This is a genomic window from Nonomuraea sp. NPDC047897 (genome assembly GCF_043204415.1).
GTDB lineage: Bacteria > Actinomycetota > Actinomycetes > Streptosporangiales > Streptosporangiaceae > Nonomuraea.
In genome coordinates this window covers 115,848-138,624 of the sequence record NZ_JBIDCC010000006.1, presented here as the reverse complement: position 1 = coordinate 138,624, position 22,777 = coordinate 115,848, and the positions used below count along the sequence as shown (strand labels likewise).

The window sequence follows — 22,777 nt, the reverse complement described above, 5'->3', positions numbered from 1 at the left end:
TCAGGCCCTTTCGGTGCGGGGAAGGCGGGTGATGGTGGGTCCGGTCGTGCCGGCGGTGGCGCCGGCGTCCCCGGTGGTGGCGGTGCTGCCGGAGCGGAGTTCCTCGACGAGGGCGGCCATCCCGGCGACGGTCGGCACCTGGAACAGGCTGCGCATGGGCAGCCGGACGCCGATCCTCTTGCGGATCAGGGCGATGAGCTGCACGGCGACCAGGGAGTTGCCGCCCAGTTCGAAGAAGTCCTGCTCGACGCTGACCTGGCGGGCGCCGAGGACCTCGCCCCACAGCCGGGCGAGCGCGGCCTCCAGGTCGGTGCGGGGGGCGACGTGGTCGTCGCCGGCGCCGGGGCCGCCGTCCCCCGTCGCGGCGGCGGCGTCGAGGTCCGCCGCGACGGTGTCGTGGGTGAGGTCGCGTACGCCGGCGACGAACTCGTCGAGACGGGTGGCGTTGACGACGACCTGCGGGCCGAGGTGGGCGGCCAGCAGCCGGCGGAAGGCGTCGGCGCCGCCGGCCGGGGAGATGCCGCGCCGCGCCCCGTCGATGTCGAGGGCGTTGCCCGCGGCGGCGGACTCCTCGGCGACGGCCGGTTCGGCGGCGGTGTGGCGGGCGCCCTCGCCGACGGTCTGGGTGACCGCCTGCTTGTCGATGCGGCGCAGCACGAAGTCGGAGATGGTGACGACGGGGTGACCGGCGTCGTCGTAGAGGGTCAGGTCGGCGGCGAGGACCTCGTCGCCTCCGGTGTCGCGGGGGCGGGCGTGGCTCCACAGCCGGGCAGGCAGGGGGGCGTGCAGGGTGACGCGGCCGTAGCCGAGCGGCAGGTAGCTGTGTTCGCCGGTGACGGCGATGTAGGCGGTGGCCTCGTCGAGCAGCGCGGGGTGCAGGGGCAGCCGGTCGAGGTCGGCGGTGACGTCGGGGCCGGCTTCGAGGCGGGCGAGTTGTTCGCCGGCGCCGTGGTGGACGGCGCGCAGGCTGCTCCAGCGGGGGCCGAAGGTGACGAGCCCGGAGGCGGAGGCGAAGGGGCTCGCCCCGTCGCCGTCAGCGGTGTAGGCGCAGCGGGCGCGGATGTCGGTCAGGGCGTCGGCGTGCGGGTCGGCGGGCGTCCAGGCGGCGGCTCCCCTGGCGTGCTGGGTGGTGTGGCCGGCCGCGACGCTGACGACCTCGAAGTCCATGCCGTCGCCCGCGGGGGTCAGCAGCACCCGGAGTTCGGCGGTGGCGTCGTCGGCGACCGGGAGGGGGGCGACGAAGGCGACGTCGCGCAGTTCGACGACGTGGCCGGGGCCGGGGCTGGGCACGCTCGCCTGGAACGCGGCGCGGGCTGTCTCCAGGTAGCCGGTGCCGGGCAGGACGGGGACGCCGGCGACGCGGTGTTCGTCCAGCAGCCAGTGCGTGGCCGGCGAGAGGGAGCCGGTGTACCAGGGGTGGCGTCCGCTCGTCTCGTGCCGGTGGGTGAGGACGGGGTGGTCGGCCTGGACGATGCGGTCGCCGCGTTGCAGGGCGCGGAAGGCGGCGGGGGCCGCGATCTCGGCGGCCATGCCGACCTCCAGCCAGGCCCCCCAGTTGACGGACAGGACGGTGCCCGGCCAGGTGGCGGCGTAGGCGTCGAGGTAGTTGTTGGCGGCGCAGTAGTCGACCTGCCCGAAGCCGCCGGCGACGGCGGTGACGGAGGAGCAGAGCATGACGAAGTCGAGTGGCAGGTCGCCGAACGCCTCGCGGAGCGCCAGCGTGCCGGCGATCTTGGGGGCCATGACCTGTTCGGCGGCGTGGCGTTCCTTGACCTCGGCCATGCCGCCGCCGGGCAGGCCCGCGGCGTGCACGATGCCGTCGAGGCGGCCGAACCGGTCGAGGGCCTGCTCGCGGGCGCGCCGCAGGGCGGCGGGGTCGGTGACGTCGGCGGCGAGGACGAGCACGTCGGCGCCGGCCCGCTCCATGCGGCGGATGGCGGAGACGGCGCGGCCCTGACGGTCGGCGCCGCCGTCGAGGGTGTCCCAGTCGGCGCGGGGAGGCAGCCCGGAGCGGCCGATGAGGACGAGGCGGGCGCGCAGGCGGTGGGCGAGGTCTTCGGCCAGGGTGAGGCCGATGCCGCCCAGGCCGCCGGTGATGAGGTAGACGCCTTCGGCGCGCAGCCGGACGGGCGGGCTGCCGGGGTCGTCGTCGTGGCCGCCGGTGGGGAGGGTGAGCGGCCGGTAGCCGCGCAGCCAGCGGGTGTGGCCGCGCAGCGCGACCGGCGAGGGCGGTTCGCCGTGCGGCGGGTCGGCGGGGTCGGCGGCCAGTTCGGCGAGCACGGCGTCTAGGTGGCGCAGGGCCGCGCCGGGGCCGGGGTCCAGGTCGAGGTGGCGGGCGGTCAGCCAGCGCGCCTCCAGGGGGACGACCTTGGCGATGCCGGCGACGGTGGCGTGTTCGGGGCGGTGCAGGTCGGCGCCGGTGACCTGCTGGGTGCCCGCGGTGACGATGTCGAGGTGGACGCCGCCGGGCTCGGCCTGGGCCAGTGCCTGGACGAGGTTGAGGAGGGAGAAGAAGCCGAGGTCCTGCGCGGCCCGGGTCTGCCCGATGCCGGTGGCCGGGGCGCCGTCGAGGGCCCAGGCGTGGATGACGCGGTCCGGGACTCCGGTGTCGGCGACGAGCCGGTCGTAGTCGTCGCGCTCGCCCGGCCGGAGGGTGACGCCGCGGGCGGGGTCGCCCGCGTCGTAGTGGTCGCCAGGGACGACGCGGACCACGTCGGCGCCGGCCGCGCGCAGGGCGTCCAGCAGCGGTTCGGCGGCCGGGCCGGCGAACGCCAGGCAGCGGGTGCCCGCGAGCCGCGCCGCGAGGTCGGCGCCGGCGCGTGCGGTGACGGGCCGCGGCTCCTGCCGCCACGCCGGCACCGCGAACCACTCCTCCACCGGCAGCGCTCCGGTGCGAGGCGCGCGCGGGTAGACAAGTTCGGGGTCGAGGGGGGTGTCCACCCAGTGGCGGGTCCGCTCGTAGGGGTAGTGCGGCAGTGGCACGCGGCGGGCGGGTCCGGCGGCTGCTCCGGTGTCGAGCGGCACGCCGGCAGCCCACAGGGTGCCGGCCGCGGTGTACAGCACCTCCAGGTCCGTCCTGGCTTCGGCGGGGCCGGGCAGGCTGGGCAGCGGGGCGGGGCCGGTGCGGGGCAGCTGGGTGCGGGCCAGGCCGGCGAGCTGGCGGCCGGGGCCGCATTCGACGAGCCGCCATTCGCCTTCGGCGGTGAGGGTGGCCACGCAGTCGCCGAAGCGGACCGCTTCGCGCAGGTGGCGGGTCCAGTAGGCGGGGTCGGTGGCCTGTTCGGCGGTGATCCAGGTGCCGGTGACGTTCGACAGGAACGGCAGGGCGGGGGCGTGGCGTGCGGCCCTGGCGACGGTGTCGTGGAAGTCGGCGAGGACGGGGTCCATCATCGCCGAGTGGAAGGCGTGCGAGGTGCGCAGCATGGTGTGCTGGACGCCTTCGCCGGTGAGCCGGGCGGCGAACTCCTCCACCAGGGGGGTGGGGCCGGCCACGACGCAGGTGCCGGGGCCGTTGATCGTGGCGATGGACAGCCCGTCGGGCAGCCGGTCGCGCGCCTCGTCGGCGTCCTGCCGGACGGCCAGCATGGAGCCGGGCGGCACCGACTGCATGAGGCGGCCGCGGGCGGCGACCAGGCGCAGCGCGTCGGGCAGGTCGAACACGCCGGCGACGGTGGCGGCGACGTACTCGCCGATGCTGTGGCCGATCATGGCGGCGGGTTCGACGCCCCAGGAGCGCCACAGCCTGGCGAGCGCCCATTCGACGGCGAACAGGGCGGGCTGGGTGAGCGCGGTCTGGCGCAGCCGATCGTCGGCGTCCTGGCGGGCGTCGGGGCCGGGGAACAGCAGGGTGCGCAGGTCCAGCCCGGACAGTTCGTCGCGCAGGAGGTCGGCGCACTCGTCCACGGCGGCGGCGAAGACCGGTTCGGCCTGGTAAAGGCCCGCTCCCATGCCCGCGTACTGGGCGCCCTGGCCGGAGAACAGCCAGGCGACGCGGGGGGTGCCGGCCTTGCCCTTGATGAGGCGCCTGGTGTCGGTGAGGGCGGCGACGGCGTCGGCGGGGTCGGTGGCGACGACGGCCGCGCGGTGGGGGAAGACGCGGCGGCCGGTGCGCAGGGTGTGGGCGACGTCCGCCAGGTCGGTCTCGCGGTCCGCGAGGTGGTCGGCCAGCCGGCGGGCGGCGGCCTCCAGCGCGGCGGGGGTGCGGGCCGACAGGTGCAGCAGGTGGGCGGGGCGCGGCTCGGTGGCCGGCAGCGGCGGGGGCGGCGCCTGCTCGACGAGGACGTGGGCGTTGGTGCCGCCGATGCCGAAGGAGCTGACGCCGGCGCGGCGGGGGAAGCCGTCGGTCTCCCACTTGGTGAGGGTGGAGACGACCTGGAAGGGGTTGGTGCCGAAGTCGATGCGCGGGTTGGGGGCGGAATAGTTGAGGCTGGGCGGCAGCAGGCCGTGTTCGATCGCGAGGACGGTCTTGATGAAGCCGGCGATGCCGGCGGCCGGGCCGAGGTGGCCGATGTTGGTCTTGACCGAGCCGATGCCGCACCAGCCGGCCTGTTCGGTGCCGGCGCCGAACACGCTGGACAGGGCGGCCACCTCGATGGGGTCGCCGAGGGACGTGCCGGTGCCGTGGGCTTCGACGTAGGTGACGGTCCGCGGGTCGATCTGGGCGACGCCGAGCGCCTGGGCGACGGCGGCGGCCTGGCCTTCGGCGCTGGGCGCGGAGAAGCCGACCTTGGTGGCGCCGTCGTTGTTGATGGCGTTGCCGATGACGACGGCGCGGATGTGGTCGCCGTCGGCGACGGCGTCGGACAGCCGCTTCAGCACGGCGATGCCGCCGCCTCCGCCCCAGATGGTGCCCTGGGCGGCGGCGTCGAAGGCGCGGCAGTGCCCGTCGGGGGCGTAGATGCCGTCCTGGTGGTACTGGTAGCCCCACTCGGCGGGCATCTCCAGGGAGGCTCCTCCGGTGAGCGCCATGTCGCACTCGCCGGCGCGCAGCGCCTCGACGGCCAGGTGCAGCGCCACCAGGGAGGAGGAGCAGGCGGTGTGGGTGGTGAGGCTGGGGCCGCGCAGGTCGAGCTTGTAGGAGACGAGGGTGGCCAGGTAGTCGGGGTGGTTGCCGGTGTAGACGGCCAGGTTGCCGACGGAGGCGAACACCTTCTTGTTGGGACGGATGTACATCCATTGGTACTCGTCCGAGCCGATGGTGCCGTACACGCCGATCTCGCCGCCGTAGCGTGCGGGGTCGTAGCCGGCGTCCTCCAGGGCGCTGTTGGCCAGTTCCAGGAACATGCGCTGCTGGGGGTCGCGCAGTTCGGCCTCGCGGGGTGACATGCCGAAGAAGGCGGCGTCGAGGGAGCCGTAGTCGGCGGCGATGGACGCGGCGGGGACGAAGGTGGGGTCGTCGAGGAGGTAGTCGGGGACGCCGAGGGCCTCCTGCTCCTCGCGGGTGTAGAAGGTGACGGACTCGACGCCGTCGACGAGGTTGCGCCAGTAGGTGGGCACGTCGGGGGCGCCGGGCAGACGGCAGGCCAGCCCGACGACCGCGATCGGCTCGACCCCGTCGGCGGTGGCGTCGTGCTCGTGGTGGTCCTCGTGGGGCGTGGCAGCGGTCATTCCTTACTCTCCCGTCTGGCCTGGGTGAGGCCGGTGCGTGGTGGGACGTGCCCGGCGCGCCGCGATCCGGCGGGCGGCACGCTGCGATCCGGCCGGGCGGCGTTCGCCGTCGAGGTGTGCGGCCAGCGCGCGGATGGTCGGGAAGCGGAACAGATCGACGATCGGCACGGCGTGGCCGAGCGCGGCGGCCAGCCGGGCCTGGACCTGGGCGGTGGCCAGGGAGTGGCCGCCGATGTCGAAGAAGTTGGCGGTGGCGGAGATCCTCGGCCGGCCGAGGATCTCCCGCCAGATGCCGGCGAGGAGCCGTTCGGTGCCGGTGGCGGGTTCGTGGTCGCCGCCGGCCGCGGGGCGGGGTGGCGGGACGGGCAGGGCGGCGCGGTCGAGCTTGCCGTTGGCGGTCAGCGGCAGGGCGGGCAGCAGGACGACGTCGGCGGGCAGGGCGTGGTCGGGCAGGGTGGCGCGCAGGTGGCGGTGCAGTTCGCCGGGCTGTACGGCGGCGCCGGCGGGGACGGCGTAGGCGCGGACGACGGGCCCGCCGGGCTGGTCGGCGGCCGTGGCGGCGGCGGCCAGCACGCCGGGGTGGGCGAGCAGCGCGTGTTCGATCTCGCCGAGTTCGACGCGGTAGCCGCGGATCTTCACCTGGGTGTCGGCGCGGCCGGCCAGGACGGCGCGGCCGTCGGGGTCGTAGCGGCCGAGGTCTCCGGTGCGGTAGCGGCCGGTGCCGTCGGGTTCGGTGGTGAAGCGGTCGCGGGTGAGGTGGGGGTCGAGGTAGGCGTCGGCCAGGCGGCGGCTGCGGATGACGACCTCGCCGAGTTCGCCGACGGCGGCGGGGTGGCCGGCGGGGGTGAGGATGAGCAGTTCGGCGCCGTCGACGCCGTGTCCGGCCGGCAGCGGGTCGCCGCTGCCGGCGACGGGGTGGGTGATGTCGTGGGCGGCCTGGACCTGGGGGGTCTCGGTGGTGCCGTAGGTGTTGACGAGGCGGGCCCGGGGCGCGACGCGCCCGAAGCGGGCGGCGTCGCCGTGGGTGAGCCGGTCGCCGCCGAACAGGACGAGCCGCAGGTCGGGCAGCGGCCGGCCGGAGGCGGTGAGGAGGGTGGCGAGCTGGGGGGTGAGGTGCGCGACGGTGACGCGGTGCCGCCGGAGCCAGCCGGCCAGCCGGGCGGGGTCGCGGACGGTGTCCTGGGCGGGCACGTACAGCCGGGCGCCGAGCGTGAGGGGGGTGAGAAGGTCGCGCAGCAGCGGGTCGTGGGCCAGCCCCGCCAGCAGGGCGAACCGGTCGTCGCCGGTCAGGTCGTGGGTGCGGGGGTACCAGTGGAGGAAGCGCGCCAGGGGGCCCTCGGCGGCGAGGACGGGTTTGGGGTCGCCGGTGGTGCCGGAGGTGAAGGCCAGGTATCCGCGCCGGTCCGGCGGTGCGGCGGGGAAGCCGCCCTCGGTGTCCGGGGCCGTGGCGGGGGCTTCCTCGCCGGGAGCGGGGGCTTCCTCGCCGGGAGCGGGGGCTTCCTCGCCGGGGGCGGGCACGGGGATCACCGGCAGCCAGGCCAGTTCGGCGGGCGGGGTCTGGCCGTGACAGGCGATCAGGGCGCGGGCGCGGGCGGCGCGGGCCTGTACGGCCAGGCGGGCGGGGGGAAGCGCGGCGTCGAGCACGGCCCATCGGGCGCCGGCGGCCAGCACCCCCAGCAGCAGCGCGGGCAGGTCGCTCTGCCGCGCCGCCAGCACCGCCACCGTGTCCGGTTCGTCCGGTTCGTCCGGCGTGGCCTCGTGCCGCGCGGGCCGCGGGGCGCCGGTGATCGCGGCGCACGTGGCCCGCGCCAGGGCGGCCAGGGCGGCGTAGGTGAGGTCCCCGCCCTCGCCCGTGACGGCCGGCCGGTCCGGGTGGGCGGACGCCTGCCGCAGGAAGCTCTCGACGACGCCGGGCCCGTCCCACGGCGGCAGCGCCGCGGTCCCGTCGGGCGGCACGGCCCGCGCGGTGGGCTCGGCGGGTGGGCGCAGGCGGGCCCGCCCCACCGGCGCCTCGGGGGCCGCGACCAGGCCCGACAGCAGGTGCAGGTAGCCCGACAGCAGCGCCTCGACGCGGTCGTGGCGGTACAGGCGCGGGTTGTACACCGCCTGCAGCAGGTAGCGCCCGTCCCGCTCGGCGACGTACATGGTGAGGTCGAACAGCGACCCCGGCAGGCCGGGCGGCAGCGGCTCGGACCGCACGCCGGGCAGGTCCAGGCGCGGCTCGGCGAAGTCGTACATGTTGAACAGGACCTGCACGAGCGGGTTGCGCGACAGGAGACGGCCGGGCACCAGCCGGTCCACGAGCCGTTCGAGCCGCACGTCGAGGTGGGCCAGCGCGCCGGACAGGGTGTCCTGGCAGCGGGTGACGTGCGCGTCGAAGCCGGCGTCGTCGTCCACGCGCAGCCGTACGGGCAGGACGTGGACCAGGCAGCCGGCCAGCGGTTCGAGGGCGGGGTGGCGGCGGTCGGCGACGGGCGTGCCGACGATGAGGTCGCGCCGGCCCGTCAGCCGGGCCAGGACCTGCGCGAACGCGGCGAGCATCACCGCGTACGGCGTGCCGCCCAGCCGGGCGGCGAGGCGCCGGACGGCGTCGCTCAGCGCGGCGTCGGCCTCGGCGGTCACGCCGGCGCCGTCGAACGTCTGCACCGGTGGGCGCGGGTGGTCGCGCGGCAGGTCCAGCACGGTCGGGGCGCCGTCGAGAGCGGCGGTCCACCAGTCGAGGTCGGCGGGCGTCTCGCGGGCGGCGAGCCAGGCGGTGTACCCGCCCGCGGAGGCGGGCGGCGGCTCCGGCCGCTCGCCTCGGTAGGCGGCGCTGATGTCGCGGTAGAGGACGCCCTGCGACCAGCCGTCGAAGACGATGTGGTGGACGGTGACGGCCAGGACGTGCGCGTCGTCGCCCAGGCGCAGCAGGAGTGCCCGCCACAGCGGCCCGGCCGCCAGGTCGAACGGCCGGCGGGCCTCCTGCTGCAGGCGGCCGGCCAGCCCTTCGGGGGTGACGTCCTCGACCGGCAGGGGGACCTCGGCCGGCGGGACGACGGTGACGGAGGGCACGCCGCCGTCCTCGGGGACCCGCCAGCGCAGCGCCTCGTGGCGTTCGGCGACCGCGGTCAGGGCGGCGCGCAACGCGGGCAGGTCGAGCGGGCCGGTGAGGCGCTGCGCCATCGCGATGTTGTGGGCGGGCGTGCCGGGGGCCAGCCGTTCGACGAACCACATGCGCCGCTGGGCGGGCGACAGCGCGGCGGGCGCGACGGCGGGCGGCTCGTCGTGCACCGGCGGGCACCGTTCGGCGCGGCGGGCGATGCCGGCGACGGTCCGGCCGGCGAGCACGTCCTCGACGGCGACGCGGCGGCGCAGCGCCTCGCCGAGCAGGGCGGTGAGCCGCATGGCGAGCAGGGAGTGGCCGCCGGCCGCGAAGAAGTCGTCGTCCCGGCCGGGCTCGGCGGTGGCGAAGGCGCGCGCCCACGCGCCGGCGACGGCCCGTTCGGCGGGAGTGCGGGGCGGCCCGCCCGCCGGGGCCGCGTCGCCGGCGGGGCCCGGCGTGGCGGTGAGCCGGCGCAGCGCCGCCAGATCCACCTTGCCGGCGACGGTCATCGGCAGCACGGGCAGCCGCACGACGCGGGTGGGGATCATGTACGGGGGCAGGTGGTCGCGGCAGTGGTCACGGACGCCGTCCAGGCCGGGCGCGTCCTTCGGGGTCAGGTACGCGGTCAGCTCGGTCAGCCCGGCCGGGCCGGTGGCGGCGTCGGCGACGGCCTGGCGGATCGCGGGGTGGGTGCGCAGCACCGCCTCCACCTCGCCGATCTCCACCCGCTGTCCCTGGATCTTGACCTGCCGGTCGAGGCGGCCCAGGAAGGCGATGCGGCCGTCGGCGTCGAGCACGACCCGGTCGCCCGTGCGGTAGAGGCGTTCGCCGGGCCCGCCGCAGGGGTCGGGGACGAAGCGTTCGGCGGTCAGGCCGGGCCGGCCGAGGTAGCCGCGGGCCAGTTGGGGGCCGCCGATGCACAGCTCGCCGGGCGTGCCGGGCGGGCAGGGGCGCAGGTCCTCGTCGAGGATCCGGGCGGTGCAGCCGGGCAGCGGATGGCCGATGGGCAACGGCCGGTCCCAGGCGCCGTCGAGTTCGGTGCCGACGACGCACACCGTCGTCTCGGTGGGGCCGTACCAGTTGTGGAAGCGGCGCGGTCCGGGGCGGGTCCAGCGGGCGACCTGTTCGGGTCCGGCGGGTTCGCCGGCGGTGAGCAGGTCGCGCAGGGTGGGCAGGCGGGCCGGGTCGAGGAGGGGCAGCAGCGCGGGCGGGATGGTGCCCCAGGTGACGTGGTGGTGTTCGAGGAAGCTCTGCAGGCGGGCGGGGTCGACCCGGTCGTCGTCGCCGACGAACGCGACCGAGCCGCCGCGGGCCAGCGGGGCGAAGACGTCCAGCACGGACACGTCGAAGCCCAGCGCGGCGAAGCCGATCGACCGGCAGCCGGCGTCCAGGCCGAACATCTCGCCCGCCATGGTGACGAACGCGACGGCGGCGGCGTGGCTGACCGTGACGCCCTTGGGACGGCCGGTAGAGCCGGAGGTGTAGAGGGTGTAGGCGGCGTTGGCCGGCCGGGTGAGCGGCGGCGGCGGGTCGTCCCGCCGGCCGTGGTGCGGGGGCAGCAGCCGCACGGGCAGTCCGGCCAGCAGGCGCTCGCCGGTGGTGTCGGCGACGACGGTGGCGATGCGGGCGTCGTCGACGACGGTCGCCAGCCGGCCGCGTGGATGCGCGGGGTCGAGGGGGACGTACGCGGCGCCGGACAGCAGGACACCGAGCACGGCGACGAGCAGGTCGGGGGTGCGGCGGCCGCACACGCCGACGCGCGTCTCGGGGCCGGCGCCGGCGGCGCGCAGGCGGTGGGCGAGCGCGTTGGCGGCGGTGGTCAGCTCCAGGTAGGTGAGGGTGTGCTCCCACTGCCGGATCGCCGGGGCGGCCGGGGTCCGGCGTGCCTGGGCGGTGATCAGGTCGTGCAGGAGCGGCCCGGTGGTCGCCACGGTCACCGCGTTGCCTCCGGAGGTTCGACGGGTGTGCGGGCGGGGTGCGGACCGGTGGGGTGCGGACCGGTGGGGTGCGTGTCGAGGCTCAGCCGTACCGTGGCGTACGGCACCGCGACGGCCGCCAGCGCCTCTCCGCGGGTGGTGTGCAGGGGCAGGTGCAGAACCTGCCAGCGGGACGCGCCGTGGGGGCCGGGCTCGTCGTCCCGGGCGCGCCACGGGCCGGGGTCGGACAGGTCGGGGAAGGCGGCTCGTGCGACGTCCCGGGCTCCGGCGGCGGCGAGGGCGCGCTTCGAGGTGACGGCGCGCAGCTCCAGCCAGTGGCGGTCCTCCTCGGCCGCGTCCTCGATCTGCTCCCGCTCGGCCGGGTTCAACAGCTCCGCCGCGCCCGGCGCGTCCTGGCCGGCGGCCGGGTCTCCGGGGCCTCCGTGCCCGGAGCTCCGGCCGCCCGCCTGCGCGGGGCCGGCGGCGCGCAGGGGTGCCGACGGCGCCGCGAGGGCGAGCGCGACGCCGACGTGCGGGTCGCGGGCCGCGGCGGCCAGCCACAGGTCGCCGGCGCGGCTCACGCTCGTCCACCCGTCCGGGTCCGCGGGGACGCCGTCGGCCCCGTCCGTTGGACGGCTCCCGGCGGGTGTGGGCGTGGTGGGCGGCTGGCGCAGGAGGAGGCGGACCTCGTCGGGCTCCGGCGTGACGGCCCCGGCGGCCGGGCCGGCCGGGTCGGTCAAGCCGGCCGGGTCGGTCAAGCCGGTCATGCCGTCCAGGTCGGCGGCGATGAGGCGGGCCAGGTCGGCAGGGACGTCCCGGACGAAGAAGTGACCGCCGCGCAGCGTGCGCAGCCGGAACCCGGCCGTGGTGTGCCTGGCCCAGCCGAGCATGTCGGCGGCGCTCACCTCGCCGTCGTCGAGCCCGGTGAAGGCGACGATCGGGACGTCCAGCGGGGGTTCGGGGAGACAGCGGTAGTTCTTGATCCAGGTGAAGTCGGCGCGGAGCAGGGGCAGCAGCAGGTCGCGCAGCTCCGGTTCGTGCCTGAGCTCGGGGTGCGCGCCGGCGCGGCGGACGAGCTGGTCGATGAACGCCTCGTCCGGCAGGTCGGCGGTGACCGCCAGCGGCACCCTGCGGTGCGGCGGGTGCGCGCCGCCGACGTAGAGCCGCGCGGGAGCCGGCAGGCCGCGGCGGCGCAGCTCCCGGGCGACCTCGAACACGATGCGCGCGCCCATGCTGTGGCCGTACAGGGCGTACGGCTCGCCGGTGGCGAGGGCGATCTCGTCGGTGATGCGGCCGATGGTGAAGACGGGCGGTTCGGTGATGCGGCTCTCGCGGCCGGGCAGGTGCAGCGGGGTCACCGTGACGTCGGCGGCGAGTTCGCGCAGGAGGCCGGTGTAGGCGCTGGCGCCTCCGCCGGCGTACGGCAGGCAGAAGATCGTGCGGGGCCGGTCCGGGCGGGTGGGGTGGACGCCCTGCGGCGACGTGGTCAGCTGGCCGGTGATGGCCCAGCACCTCCCCTGAGGGAGGCGGTCGTGCGGGGGTCGGAGGGGGCAGGCGCGGGTTGGGGTGTTCGTCGCTGCTGAATGTGGAGGTGTTCAATCGCCATGTTACGGCGCTCCTCGACAAATGCCTTAAAGAAGCTTTATGGGGATTTCGACCGGACGACTATCACATTTCATGAGATGTGCCGTCAACCACGGCAAGACTCTTATATCCACCACTTACGGGCGGCGTCAACAGCGTGTTTACGTAGGCCGCAACCTCACCAGCAACAACAGTCAAACCCTCAAGCAACCTTGCCCGAGCAGGCCCTCGATGATAAGGCGGCCCCATCCCTTACGGGCATGCATAGCTTGATATTCGGACAGACCGATACTGGTTTTAGCCCACTAGATATCGTTTGGGGCTGTTTGGGAGGAGGTGGCGCCACTCGTGCCTGGAAGTGCGGTCACCGGCCCGGACAGCGAGCCGCCGGACGAGCCCTCCCGCGACAGCCGTCCGACAATGCGCACAGAAGTTCGTGACCCCATTTTCCGGGGCGCCTGACCCATTCGAGGCCGCCCGCCTCACGCGGGCCTTGCCGCCGGGCGCGAATGCACCTCAGTCAAGAAGCTGCCCCGAGGATTTCGGACCCTCTCGACAAGGCTCCGCCCCCCGCCTGTGCAGCCCCGCTCCGGAACCCCGGACTTCGTCACCGGAAGCGGGATAACACAATTCCCCAATTCCTCGACTGACCCCTGTCAGGGCCTGCTCCGCATTTTCCGGAGAAGAATTCCCGGTCAGCCGCCGATGGCCGACATAGGCCGGGAGGGTTGCAGGAACGACGGGTCGTCGATGCCGTGCCCCGCCCGCTTGCCGGCCACGGCGGCGATCCACCGCTCGGCCAGCTCGTCGTCCGAGGCTCCGGCCCGCATGGCCGTCTTGAGGTCGGACTCCTCCCGGGCGAACAGGCAGTTGCGCACCTGCCCGTCGGCGGTGAGCCGGACCCGGTCGCAGGCGCCGCAGAACGGGCGGGTCACCGACCCGATGACGCCCACCCGGGCGGGCCCGCCGTCCACCAGGAACCGCTCGGCCGGGGCGCTGCCCCGCTCCTCCAGGTCGTCGGGCGTGAGGTCGAACGAGCCGGACAGCAGCCCGAGGATCTCGTCGGCGGTCACCATGTCGGCGCGGCTCCAGCCGTGCTGGGCGTCCAGCGGCATCTGCTCGATGAAGCGCAGCTCGTAGCCCCGGTCGAGGCAGAACCGCAGCAGGGGGACGGCCTCGTGGTCGTTGACGCCGCGCATTAGGACGGTGTTGACCTTGACGGGGCGCAGGCCCGCGTCGTGCGCCGCCGTGAGGCCCGCGATCACGTCGTCGTGCCGGTCGCGGTGCGCCAGCCGCTTGAACGTGCCGGGGTCGAGCGTGTCGAGGGAGACGTTGACCCGGTCGAGGCCCGCCTGCGCCAGGGGCGCGGCGAGCCTGACCAGGCCGATGCCGTTGGTGGTCAGCGAGATCTGCGGGCGGGGACGCAGCGCGGCGGTGCGGGCGACGATCTCGGGCAGCTCGCGGCGCAGCAGGGGCTCGCCGCCGGTGTAGCGGACCTCGGTGACGCCGAGCCGCTCGACTCCGACGGTGACCAGGCGGACGATCTCGTCGGCGGTCAGCAGCTTGGCGTTGGGCAGCCAGTCGAGCCCCTCGGGCGGCATGCAGTAGGTGCACCGCAGGTTGCACTTGTCCGTGAGTGACACCCGCAGATCTGTCGCCACCCGTCCGAACGAGTCTCGCAACACGGGCGTCACCTCCTGTCCGATCGCCGGGACAGCAAGCCTACGACCCTCTCCGGCTCGCCCTCACCGCCCATCCCTAACCACAACAGCTCCCCCACGAGCGTGATTCCCCCGCGCGCGCCGTGCTCGGGACCCCTTCGATCACGCGTCGCCCCCCGAAGGAGTGGGAGGATAAATGAGTGGGGTTCCGACCATGATCGCGGCACACTGGGTCGCGGACGAGTAAGGAGATCCCCGTCATGCCTCACCAGCCCGCACCCAACCTGCTGTCCTGGGCCAGCGAGATCGACGAAGGCGCGATCACGCAGGCCGCGCGCACCGCCCGGCTGCCGTTCGTGGCCGGCCACGTCGCCCTCATGCCCGACGCGCACGTCGGGATCGGGGCCACGGTCGGCTCGGTGATCCCGACCGAGGGTGCGATCATCCCGGCCGCCGTGGGCGTGGACATCGGCTGCGGCATGGTCGCCACCGAGACGACGCTGACGGCCGCCGACCTGCCCGACGACCTGGCGCGGCTGATGCCGATCGTGGAGCGGCGCATCCCGGCCGGGGTGGGCAAGGGCCACGACGACCCGGCCCTCGACCGGACGCTGGCCGGGCTCGGCCTGCCGCACACCAGCCTGACGCCCAAGCAGGAGAAGACCGTGGCGGCGCAGTTCGGCACGCTCGGCTCGGGCAACCACTTCGTCGAGGTGTGCCTGGACGAGCGGGACCGGGTGTGGACGGTGCTCCACTCGGGCTCGCGCGGGATCGGCAACCAGCTCGCCACCAAGCACATCGCCGGGGCCCGCGCGCTGATGCGCCGCCTGGCGATCGGCCTGGAGGACCCCGACCTGGCGTACTTCACGCAGAGCACCCCGGAGTTCACCGCGTACATCGAGGACATGCTGTGGGCCCAGCGCTACGCCATGGCCTCGCGGGCGCGGATGGACAAGGTGCTGGTCGACGCCCTGTTCCGGGTGGTCGGCAAGGGCTCGCGGGTGCGCACCATCAACTGCCACCACAACTACTCCGAGCGCGAGACGCACGGCGGCAAGGACCTGTGGATCACCCGCAAGGGCGCCATCAAGGCCGACTCCGGCGACGAGGGCGTGATCCCCGGATCGATGGGGACGCGGTCCTACATCGTGCGCGGCGTCGGCAACCCGGCGTCGTACAACTCCTGCTCCCACGGGGCGGGGCGGCGGATGTCGCGCGGGCGGGCCAAGCGTGAGCTGTCGGCGCAGTCGCTGAGCGAGGCGATGCGCGGCCGCACCTGGAACTCCGACCGGGCCGCCGCGCTGGTGGACGAGCACCCCGAGGCGTACAAGCCGATCGACCAGGTGATGGCCGACCAGCGTGACCTGGTCGAGGTGCGGCACACGCTGAGCCAGGTGTTCAACTACAAGGGCTGATTCGGCCGGTCCACCTCGGGTATGCGACGGTCCGAGAGACCGTCGAGAGGGGGCCGGTCATGCGCCGTGCCGTGGCATCAGCCGCCGCCGCGCTCGCCCTTGCCGCCGCGGGCTGCGCCAACCTGTCCAGCGACTTCAACGACCCGACGCGACTGCACCGGCCGCAGAACGACGGAGCGAACGGCAGCGCCGGTCAGGTGCACGTGCGCAACGCGTTCCTGCTCGGCCCGGAGGGCGCCGAGCGGCGAGAGCAGCCCGCGGGCCGGCCGACCGGCGGGCCACCGAGCGCCGGGCCGGGGGCCGCTCAGGCGTCCGGGGAGGCACCGCTGTACGCGGTGCTGGTGAACGAGCGGCCCGAGCCCATCCGGCTGGAGCGGGTGACGGTCGAGGGCGGCGGGACGGTACGCCTCGCGGGCACGGTCGAGATCCCGGCGGGCGGGGTCGCGGGGGCCGACCGGCCGATCGGCACGATCACCGGCCTGGCCACGCGCACGTGGGTGCCGATGACGTTCACCTTCGCCGCCGGCCCGCAGTTCAAGCTCATGGTGCCGGTGCTGGCCAGGGCCGGCGTGTACGCCACCTACAGCCCGGCGCCGCAGGGCGCCCCCACGGGCTCCCCGCCGCCCGCGACGGCTACCCCCAGCCCGGCGCCCGCGACGGCGACCCCGAGCCCGGCGGCCACCGGCTCGCCCTGATCACGGCGTGCACCGGCTCGCCCTGATCACGGCGTGCACCGGCTCGCCGTGATCGCGGCGCGGCCGGGCGGGCGGTACGGTCGCCCTTGTGCCGTCCGCTTCCACTCCCGCCGCCGCCGACGGGCGCGGCCGGGCGCCCCTGGTGATCGCGCACCGCGGCGCCAGCGCCCACCGCCCCGAGCACACCCTCCTGTCGTACGAGGCCGCGATCGCCATGGGCGCCGACCACATCGAGCCGGACCTGGTCGCGACGAGGGACCACGTGCTGGTGGCCCGGCACGAGAACGAGATCTCCGGCACCACCGACGTGGCCGACCGCCCGGAGTTCGCCGGGCGGCGCACGTCGAAGACCGTCGACGGGCGGCCGGTGACCGGCTGGTTCACCGAGGACTTCACGCTCGCGGAGCTGAAGACGCTGCGGGCCCGGGAGCGTGTCCCCGAGCTGCGGCCGGGCAACACCGCCTTCGACGGGCTGGCCGAGGTGCCGACGTTCGAGGAGGTCGTCCGGCTCGCGCGGCGCCACGGCGTGGGCGTCTACCCGGAGACCAAGCATCCCAGCCACTTCGCCGCCCTCGGGCTGCCGCTGGAGGAGCCGCTGCTGGCGGTGCTGGAGGAGCAGGGGATGGGCGAGGTGTTCATCCAGTCGTTCGAGACGGCGAACCTGCGGGCCCTGCGCGCCCGGACGCCGCTGCCGCTGATCCAGCTCATCGCTGTCGCGGGCGCCCCCTACGACCGGGTGGCGGCCGGTGACCCGCGCACGTACGACGACATGGTGACCCCGGAGGGGCTGCGCGAGGTGGCCGCGTACGCGGACGGGATCGGCGTGGACACGCGGCGCGTCGTCCCGGCCGGCCCGGACGGGCGGCTGCTGGAGCCGACCACGCTCGTCGCCGACGCGCACCGCGCGGGCCTGGAGGTGCACGTGTGGACGATCCGGAACGAGAACTCCCAGCTCCCCCTCGACCACCGCCGGGGCGATCCGGCGAGTCCCGCCTTCCCGCGGGCGACGGGCGACGTGGCGGGCTGGCTCGATCGGCTGCTGGAGCTGGGCGTGGACGGCGCGTTCTGTGACGACCCGGCGATGGGCCGGGCCGTCGTCGCCCGCCGCCGCCGGTAGGCGAGTGACCTGGGCGGCTCTTGACCACATCCCTTGATAGCGCTAACAATTGGCACCGCATCCCCCCAACCCCAGCAGAGAGAGCCGCCCGGTGAGCAACGGCGAGGCCATCGCAGCACATCTCACGATCGACCCCGCCTTCACGGTGGCCCCGGTGCGCCGGCGCACCTTCGGCACGTTCGTCGAGCACCTCGGCCGGTGCGTCTACACCGGCATCTACGAGCCCGGCCACCCGGCGGCCGACGACGACGGCTTCCGCCGCGACGTCCTCGACCTGACCCGGGAGCTGGGCGTGTCCACGGTCCGCTACCCGGGCGGCAACTTCGTCTCCGGCTACCGCTGGGAGGACGGCGTCGGGCCCAGGTCGCAGCGCCCCCGCCGGCTCGACCTGGCCTGGCACAGCACCGAGACGAACGAGGTCGGCGTCGACGAGTTCGTCGCCTGGTGCCGCAAGGCGGGCGTGGAGCCGATGATGGCGGTCAACCTGGGCACCCGCGGCATCGAGGCGGCCCTGGACCTGCTCGAGTACTGCAACCATCCCGGCGGCACGACCCTGTCGGACCTGCGGATCGCCAACGGCGCCAGGGAGCCGCACGGCATCCGCATGTGGTGCCTGGGCAACGAGATGGACGGCCCCTGGCAGACCGGCCACAAGACCGCCCGCGAGTACGGCCGGCTCGCCGCCGAGACCGCCCGCGCCATGCGGATGATCGACCGCGACCTGGAGCTCGTGGCCTGCGGCAGCTCCAGCTCGGCCATGCCGACCTTCGGCGCCTGGGAGGCGGCGGTGCTGGAGGAGACCTACGACCTGGTCGACGCCATCTCCTGCCACGCCTACTACGAGGAGCGCGACGGCGACCTCGGCAGCTTCCTGGCCTGCTCCACCGACATGGACTACTTCATCCGCTCGGTCGTCGCCACCGCGGACCACGTCGGCGCCCGGCTCAAGTCGCGCAAGCGGATCGACATCTCCTTCGACGAGTGGAACATCTGGTACCTGTCCCGCTTCACCGGCGCCGAGCCGCCCACCGACTGGCCGGTCGCGCCGCCGCTGCTGGAGGACCACTACCACCTGGCCGACGCCGTCGCCTTCGGCGGGCTGCTCATCACCCTGCTGCGCAACAGCGACCGGGTCACCGCCGCGTCGCTGGCGCAGCTCGTCAACGTGATCGCGCCGATCATGACGGAGCCCGGCGGCCGGGCCTGGCGGCAGACCACCTTCCACCCGTTCGCGCAGGCGTCCCGGCACGCCTCCGGTGACGTGCTGCGGGTCGAGCCCGTCTCGCCGACGTACGAGACCGCCGTGTACGGCGAGGTGCCGCTGCTGCACGCGACGGCCACCCGCGCGCGGGACGGCGGGGTGACGCTGTTCGCGGTCAACCGCTCCACCGATCGGCCGCTGTCGCTGGAGATCGACGCCCGCGCACTGGGCGGCGCGCGGGTCACGGCGGCCACCACGCTCACCGACGCCGACGTCTACGCCCGCAACACCGCCGACGACCCGGACCGCGTCGCCCCCCGGCCGAACCCGGACGTCGAGCACGACCCGCTCCGGGTGCTGCTTCCGCCGGTCTCCTGGAACGTGATCCACCTGTCCTGACCGCCGCCCGGCGGTTCAGCGGGCGGGGCTTCCGGGGGCGCCGGTGCTCTCGCGGACGACCAGGTCGGGCTCCACCAGCCGGCGCGGCTCGCGCTCCTCCCCCGCCATGCGGTCGAGCAGCAGGTGGAAGGCCAGCCGGCCGACCTCGCGGAAGTCCTGGCGGACGGTGGTGAGCGGCGGCCAGTAGTAGGCCGCCTCCGGGATGTCGTCGAACCCCACGACGCTCACGTCCTCGGGCACGCGCCGGCCGGCCTCGCGCAGCGCGCGCAGCACGCCCAGCGCCATCTGGTCGTTGGCCACGAACACGGCGGTGACCGCCGGGTCCTCGGCGAGCCGCCGGCCGAGCTGGTAGCCGGCGCGGGGGCTCCAGTCGCCGCGCAGCGGCTCGGGCACCGGGCGGCCCTCGGCCTCCAGCACGCCGCGCCAGCCCTCGATGCGGCCGCTGGCGTCGATCCAGTCCACCGGCCCGCCGAGGTGCCAGACGGTCTCGTGGCCGAGGCTCAGCAGGTGCCGGGTGGCGCGGGCCGCCCCGGCGCGCTGGTCGACCGTCGCGACAGGCACGGGGATGTCCTCGCCGGCGTCGACGGCGACCACGGGCAGGTCGGGCGGCAGGTGGCGCAGGCCGTCGCCGGCCGACTCGTGCGGGGCGACGATGATGACGCCGTCGACCGACTGCGAGCGCAGCCGGTGCACGGCCTCCTCGATGGAGCGGCGGCTGAGCGCGCTCAGGCTGGCGATGCTGACGGTGTAGCCGCTGAGCCGGGCCGTCTGCTCGATGCAGTAGAGGGTGGAGGCGGGACCGTACAGGGTGGTGTCGATGCTCACCACGCCGAGCACGCCGGACCGGCCGGTGACGAGCTGCCGCGCCGCCGTGTTGGGCCAGTAGTCGAGCTCGCGGACCGCCGCGAGCACGCGTGCCCTGGTCTCGGCGCGCACCCGGTCGGGTGCGTTGAGCACCCGCGAGACGGTCATCGCCGACACCCCGGCCAGGGCCGCGACGTCACCGAGCACCGCGGGTCTGGATCTCGGCCTGGGATCGCCGGAACCGGCTGCCATGTGCGCTCACCCCCACTTCGTGGCGATAACGCTAACAGGGACGTCGCCGGTTCGCGTCACCAGCGGGCGATCTCCGGCAGCCGTTCCCTTGGTGCGGGACACTTGATGTGATCTATACTGCGTCGCCGAGACGGCGGGAGGTCGAGATCATGGTTGTCTCAGTGCCGGCCGTCCCGCCCACGGCCGGAACGCTCCGCTATCCGGCGGGCTCGCTGGTGATTCTCACGGGGCTGCCCGGCGCCGGCAAGTCCACCCTGTTACGCCGCCTGTACGGCCTGGACGGCGCCGAGGCCGCGCCCGTGACGGCCGGCGGGGCGACGGTGATCGACTCGGCCCAGTCGAGGGCGCGGTGGGCCGGCAGGCTCACCTGGGCACCCAAGCCGGCGCGCACGGCGCTGGTGTTCGCCACGCACGTGTGGCGGATCCGGCGGGCCCTGCGGTCCGGGCAGGCGGTGATCGCCCACAACCGGGGGTGCGGCCCGGTCGTCCTGCGCGGGTTCGCCTGGCTGGCCCGCCGTTCGGGCGCGGCCTTCCACCTGCTGCTGCTGGACGCCCCGGCCGAGGCGGCGCTCGCCGGGCAGCGGGCCAGGGGCCGCGTGGTGCCGCCGCGCACGTTCGCCGCGCACCGGCGGCACTGGACCGCGCTGGTGGGGCGGGCACGGGCGGGCCGGTACGCTCCGGCGGCCGGCGCGCACGTTCTGGACCGCGCGGCGGCCGACCTCCTCGTGAGCATCGACTTCGACGGCACGACCCCCTGACCCTCCGCCGGGGCCCCAGCCGATGCTTCGGTCGCCTCCCCGCAGCAGGGGCCTCGTCACGGCCTGCCGAGAACTCGTTTCCCGCCATCGGGTGAAAGAGGGTGACCTGACCCACGAAACGGGAGCCCCTTTGTGATCACGGATACCGAACCGGACGACGCGGAGGTGATCGAGCGCGCCCGGCGCGACCCCGCCGCCTTCTCCGTGCTGTTCGACCGCCACGCCCCCGCGCTGCACCGCTACGTGACCCGGCGGCTGGGGGACAGCCTGGCCGATGACATCGTGGCCGAGACGTTCCTGGCCGCCTTCCGCCGGCTCGGGCGCTACGACACCGCCCACCGCGACGCCCGCCCCTGGTTGTACGGCATCGCCGCCAACCTCATCGGCAAGCACCGCCGCGCCGAGGTCCGGGCGTACCGGGCGCTTGCCAGGACCGGGACGGACGAGGTGGCCGAGAGCTACGCCGACCGGGTGGAGGCCCGGGTGTCGGCCACGGGGGCGCACCACGAGCTGGCGGGAGCGCTCGCGACGCTGTCGCCGGCGGACCGCGAGGTGCTGCTGATGGTCGCCTGGGCGGATCTCAGCTACGAGGAGGTCGCGCAGGCTCTCGGCGTCCCCATCGGCACCGTGCGGTCACGCCTGCACCGTGCCCGGAGAAGGACCCGTGCGGCCCTGGGCGGAGCCGACCCGTCCGCCGTCGAGGAGGAGGCGACCCGTGGATGACCTGAAGCTGCTGGGCGAGATGCGGGCGGACGCCCCGGAACCCGGCGCCGACCGGCTGCGCGACCTGCGTACCCGGGTGCTGAAGCCCCGGCGCCGGCTGCGGCTGACGCCCTCCCTGCTGGGGGCGGGCGTGGCCGCGGCGCTGGCCGTGGCGGTGGCCGTGACCGGCACCCCGTACCCCACCGGCCGGCCGGCCGTGCCGACGGAGACGCAGCCGGTGAGCGCGGAGGCGGTGCTGCTGCAGGCCGCGCAGGCAGCCGAGCGGCGCCGGCCGGCCGCCACGCCACGCCCCCGCCAGTGGATGTACCGGAAGACGGTCGTCCGGCAGCCGGGTGGCGCCGCCGAGACCCAGGAGCACTGGACCCGGTTCGACGGCACCCGGCAGGCCGTACGGCTGGGACGCGGCCCGCTGGAGACGCGCACGTCCGTGCCGGATCCCGCGGACGACGACCTGACCCCGCGCGAGTTCGCGGCCAGGCTGGCCGCCCTTCCCACCGACCCGGGCGAGCTGCTGGCGCGGGTCAAGGCCGACCGGCACTGGGCGACCAGGCCGGAGGGCGAGGCGCACGCGGCCGAGCACCCGGATGCGCGGGCCTTCCGGGTCCTGTCGGTCTACCTGGACCAGGAGGTTCCGCTGCCGCCCCGGCTGCACGCGGCGATCTTCCGCGCCCTGGCCCGGATCCCGGGTGTCCGGGTGGACCGCGGCGTGCGCGACGCGGCGGGCCGGCCGGGCATGGGCATCGCCTACGAGCGGGGCGCGCCCGGCGTCGGCACCGAACGCGACGCGGACGGCCGGGTGGTGGCCCGGTCGTACCTGCTCCTGGACGCCGCGACCTACGAGTTCCTCGGCAGGCGGGTGGACTACCTGCGGGACTACGTCCTGGGGGGCGAGGTCCTCTTCCGGGCGGGGAGCTTCTACGCCAGCGCGGTGGTCGCCGCGGGCGTCGTCGAGCGGCCGGGCGACATCCCCGGGTAGCCGAGGTGGTCCCGCGTGCGGCGGCCGGAGGCAAGTACGATCAGCGGATGACCGAAATGACCGAAACCGCGTCCGGTTGGCTGTCTCCCGAGGAGCTGGAGTCGCTGCGCGGCCGCATGCCGATCCTGTACGTGGACGCCGTGCCGGTGCGGGTCGACGACACGGGCATCGTCACCCACGTCGGCCTGCTGCTGCGCATCGCCCCGGACGGGACCGTGAGCCGGGCCCTGGTCTCGGGCCGGGTGCTGTACCACGAGCGGGTGCGCGACGCCCTGCTGCGCCACCTGGAGAAGGACCTCGGGCCGGTGGCGCTGCCCAGCCTGCCGCCGTCGCCGGCGCCGTTCACGGTGGCGGAGTACTTCCCCACGCCGGGGGTCACGCCGTACCACGACCCGCGCCAGCACGCCGTGTCGCTGGCGTTCATCGTGCCGGTGCGGGGCGACTGCCGGCCCCGGCAGGACGCGCTCGACCTGGTGTGGTTCACGCCGGAGGAGGCGGCCTCGCCAATGGTGCAGCAGGAGATGACCGGCGGGCACGGGGTGCTGCTCAAGCAGGCGCTCGCGCACGTGGGGCGGCTGCCGTAGGCG

13 protein-coding genes are annotated in these 22,777 nt (G+C 75.2%); 8 read left to right on the top strand and 5 right to left on the bottom strand.

Annotated features, from left to right (window positions below):
- The 4 genes from ACGF0J_RS15485 to moaA all read right to left on the bottom strand — a co-directional run bounded on the left by ACGF0J_RS15485 (position 1) and on the right by moaA (position 13,874).
- Positions 1-5,607, bottom strand: coding sequence for an SDR family NAD(P)-dependent oxidoreductase (locus ACGF0J_RS15485; protein WP_393146080.1), 5,607 nt, complete (start codon positions 5,605-5,607; stop codon positions 1-3).
- Between the two features lie 3 nt (positions 5,608-5,610).
- On the bottom strand, positions 5,611-10,626 hold the full coding sequence (locus ACGF0J_RS15480) for an amino acid adenylation domain-containing protein (RefSeq protein WP_393146078.1): 5,016 nt from the start codon (positions 10,624-10,626) through the stop codon (positions 5,611-5,613).
- Positions 10,623-12,041, bottom strand: a complete 1,419-nt coding sequence (locus ACGF0J_RS15475; RefSeq protein ID WP_393146603.1) for a thioesterase domain-containing protein — start codon at positions 12,039-12,041, stop codon at positions 10,623-10,625. The genes ACGF0J_RS15480 and ACGF0J_RS15475 overlap by 4 nt, the downstream gene beginning before the upstream one ends.
- Before the next feature lie 843 nt (positions 12,042-12,884).
- The gene (moaA, locus tag ACGF0J_RS15470) at positions 12,885-13,874 is read right to left on the bottom strand and encodes a GTP 3',8-cyclase MoaA (RefSeq protein WP_393146076.1); all 990 of its coding nucleotides are present in this window, start codon (positions 13,872-13,874) and stop codon (positions 12,885-12,887) included.
- A gap of 236 nt (positions 13,875-14,110) precedes the next feature.
- On the opposite strand from moaA, the gene ACGF0J_RS15465 reads away from it, so the two are divergent.
- From ACGF0J_RS15465 to ACGF0J_RS15450, 4 genes are all read left to right on the top strand, one after another.
- Complete coding sequence (locus tag ACGF0J_RS15465) at positions 14,111-15,265, top strand: RtcB family protein (protein WP_393146074.1); 1,155 nt, start codon at positions 14,111-14,113, stop codon at positions 15,263-15,265.
- Positions 15,266-15,324: 59 nt separating this feature from the next.
- Positions 15,325-15,960: a hypothetical protein gene (locus tag ACGF0J_RS15460; RefSeq protein ID WP_393146072.1), complete on the top strand. Its 636-nt coding sequence runs from the start codon at positions 15,325-15,327 to the stop codon at positions 15,958-15,960.
- A gap of 88 nt (positions 15,961-16,048) precedes the next feature.
- Positions 16,049-17,077: a glycerophosphodiester phosphodiesterase family protein gene (locus tag ACGF0J_RS15455; protein WP_393146071.1), complete on the top strand. Its 1,029-nt coding sequence runs from the start codon at positions 16,049-16,051 to the stop codon at positions 17,075-17,077.
- 91 nt (positions 17,078-17,168) lie between these two features.
- Entirely contained in the window at positions 17,169-18,677 is a 1,509-nt protein-coding gene (locus tag ACGF0J_RS15450; protein WP_393146069.1) for an alpha-N-arabinofuranosidase, read from the top strand.
- A gap of 15 nt (positions 18,678-18,692) precedes the next feature.
- Here ACGF0J_RS15450 and ACGF0J_RS15445 read toward each other — a convergent pair whose 3' ends face one another.
- Positions 18,693-19,733 (bottom strand): LacI family DNA-binding transcriptional regulator, encoded by a 1,041-nt coding sequence (locus ACGF0J_RS15445; RefSeq protein WP_393146067.1) that lies wholly within the window; start codon positions 19,731-19,733, stop codon positions 18,693-18,695.
- 149 nt (positions 19,734-19,882) lie between these two features.
- On the opposite strand from ACGF0J_RS15445, the gene ACGF0J_RS15440 reads away from it, so the two are divergent.
- The 4 genes from ACGF0J_RS15440 (at position 19,883) to ACGF0J_RS15425 (ending at position 22,774) form a co-directional block, all read left to right on the top strand.
- Complete coding sequence (locus ACGF0J_RS15440) at positions 19,883-20,491, top strand: AAA family ATPase (protein WP_393146065.1); 609 nt, start codon at positions 19,883-19,885, stop codon at positions 20,489-20,491.
- A gap of 132 nt (positions 20,492-20,623) precedes the next feature.
- On the top strand, positions 20,624-21,214 hold the full coding sequence (locus ACGF0J_RS15435; protein ID WP_393146063.1) for an RNA polymerase sigma factor: 591 nt from the start codon (positions 20,624-20,626) through the stop codon (positions 21,212-21,214).
- A complete protein-coding gene (locus ACGF0J_RS15430; protein ID WP_393146061.1) occupies positions 21,207-22,190 on the top strand; it encodes a CU044_5270 family protein in 984 nt (327 codons plus the stop codon). Before ACGF0J_RS15435 ends, ACGF0J_RS15430 begins: the two co-directional genes overlap by 8 nt.
- Before the next feature lie 47 nt (positions 22,191-22,237).
- Positions 22,238-22,774: an NUDIX hydrolase family protein gene (locus ACGF0J_RS15425; protein WP_393146059.1), complete on the top strand. Its 537-nt coding sequence runs from the start codon at positions 22,238-22,240 to the stop codon at positions 22,772-22,774.
- Positions 22,775-22,777 lie beyond the last annotated feature (3 nt).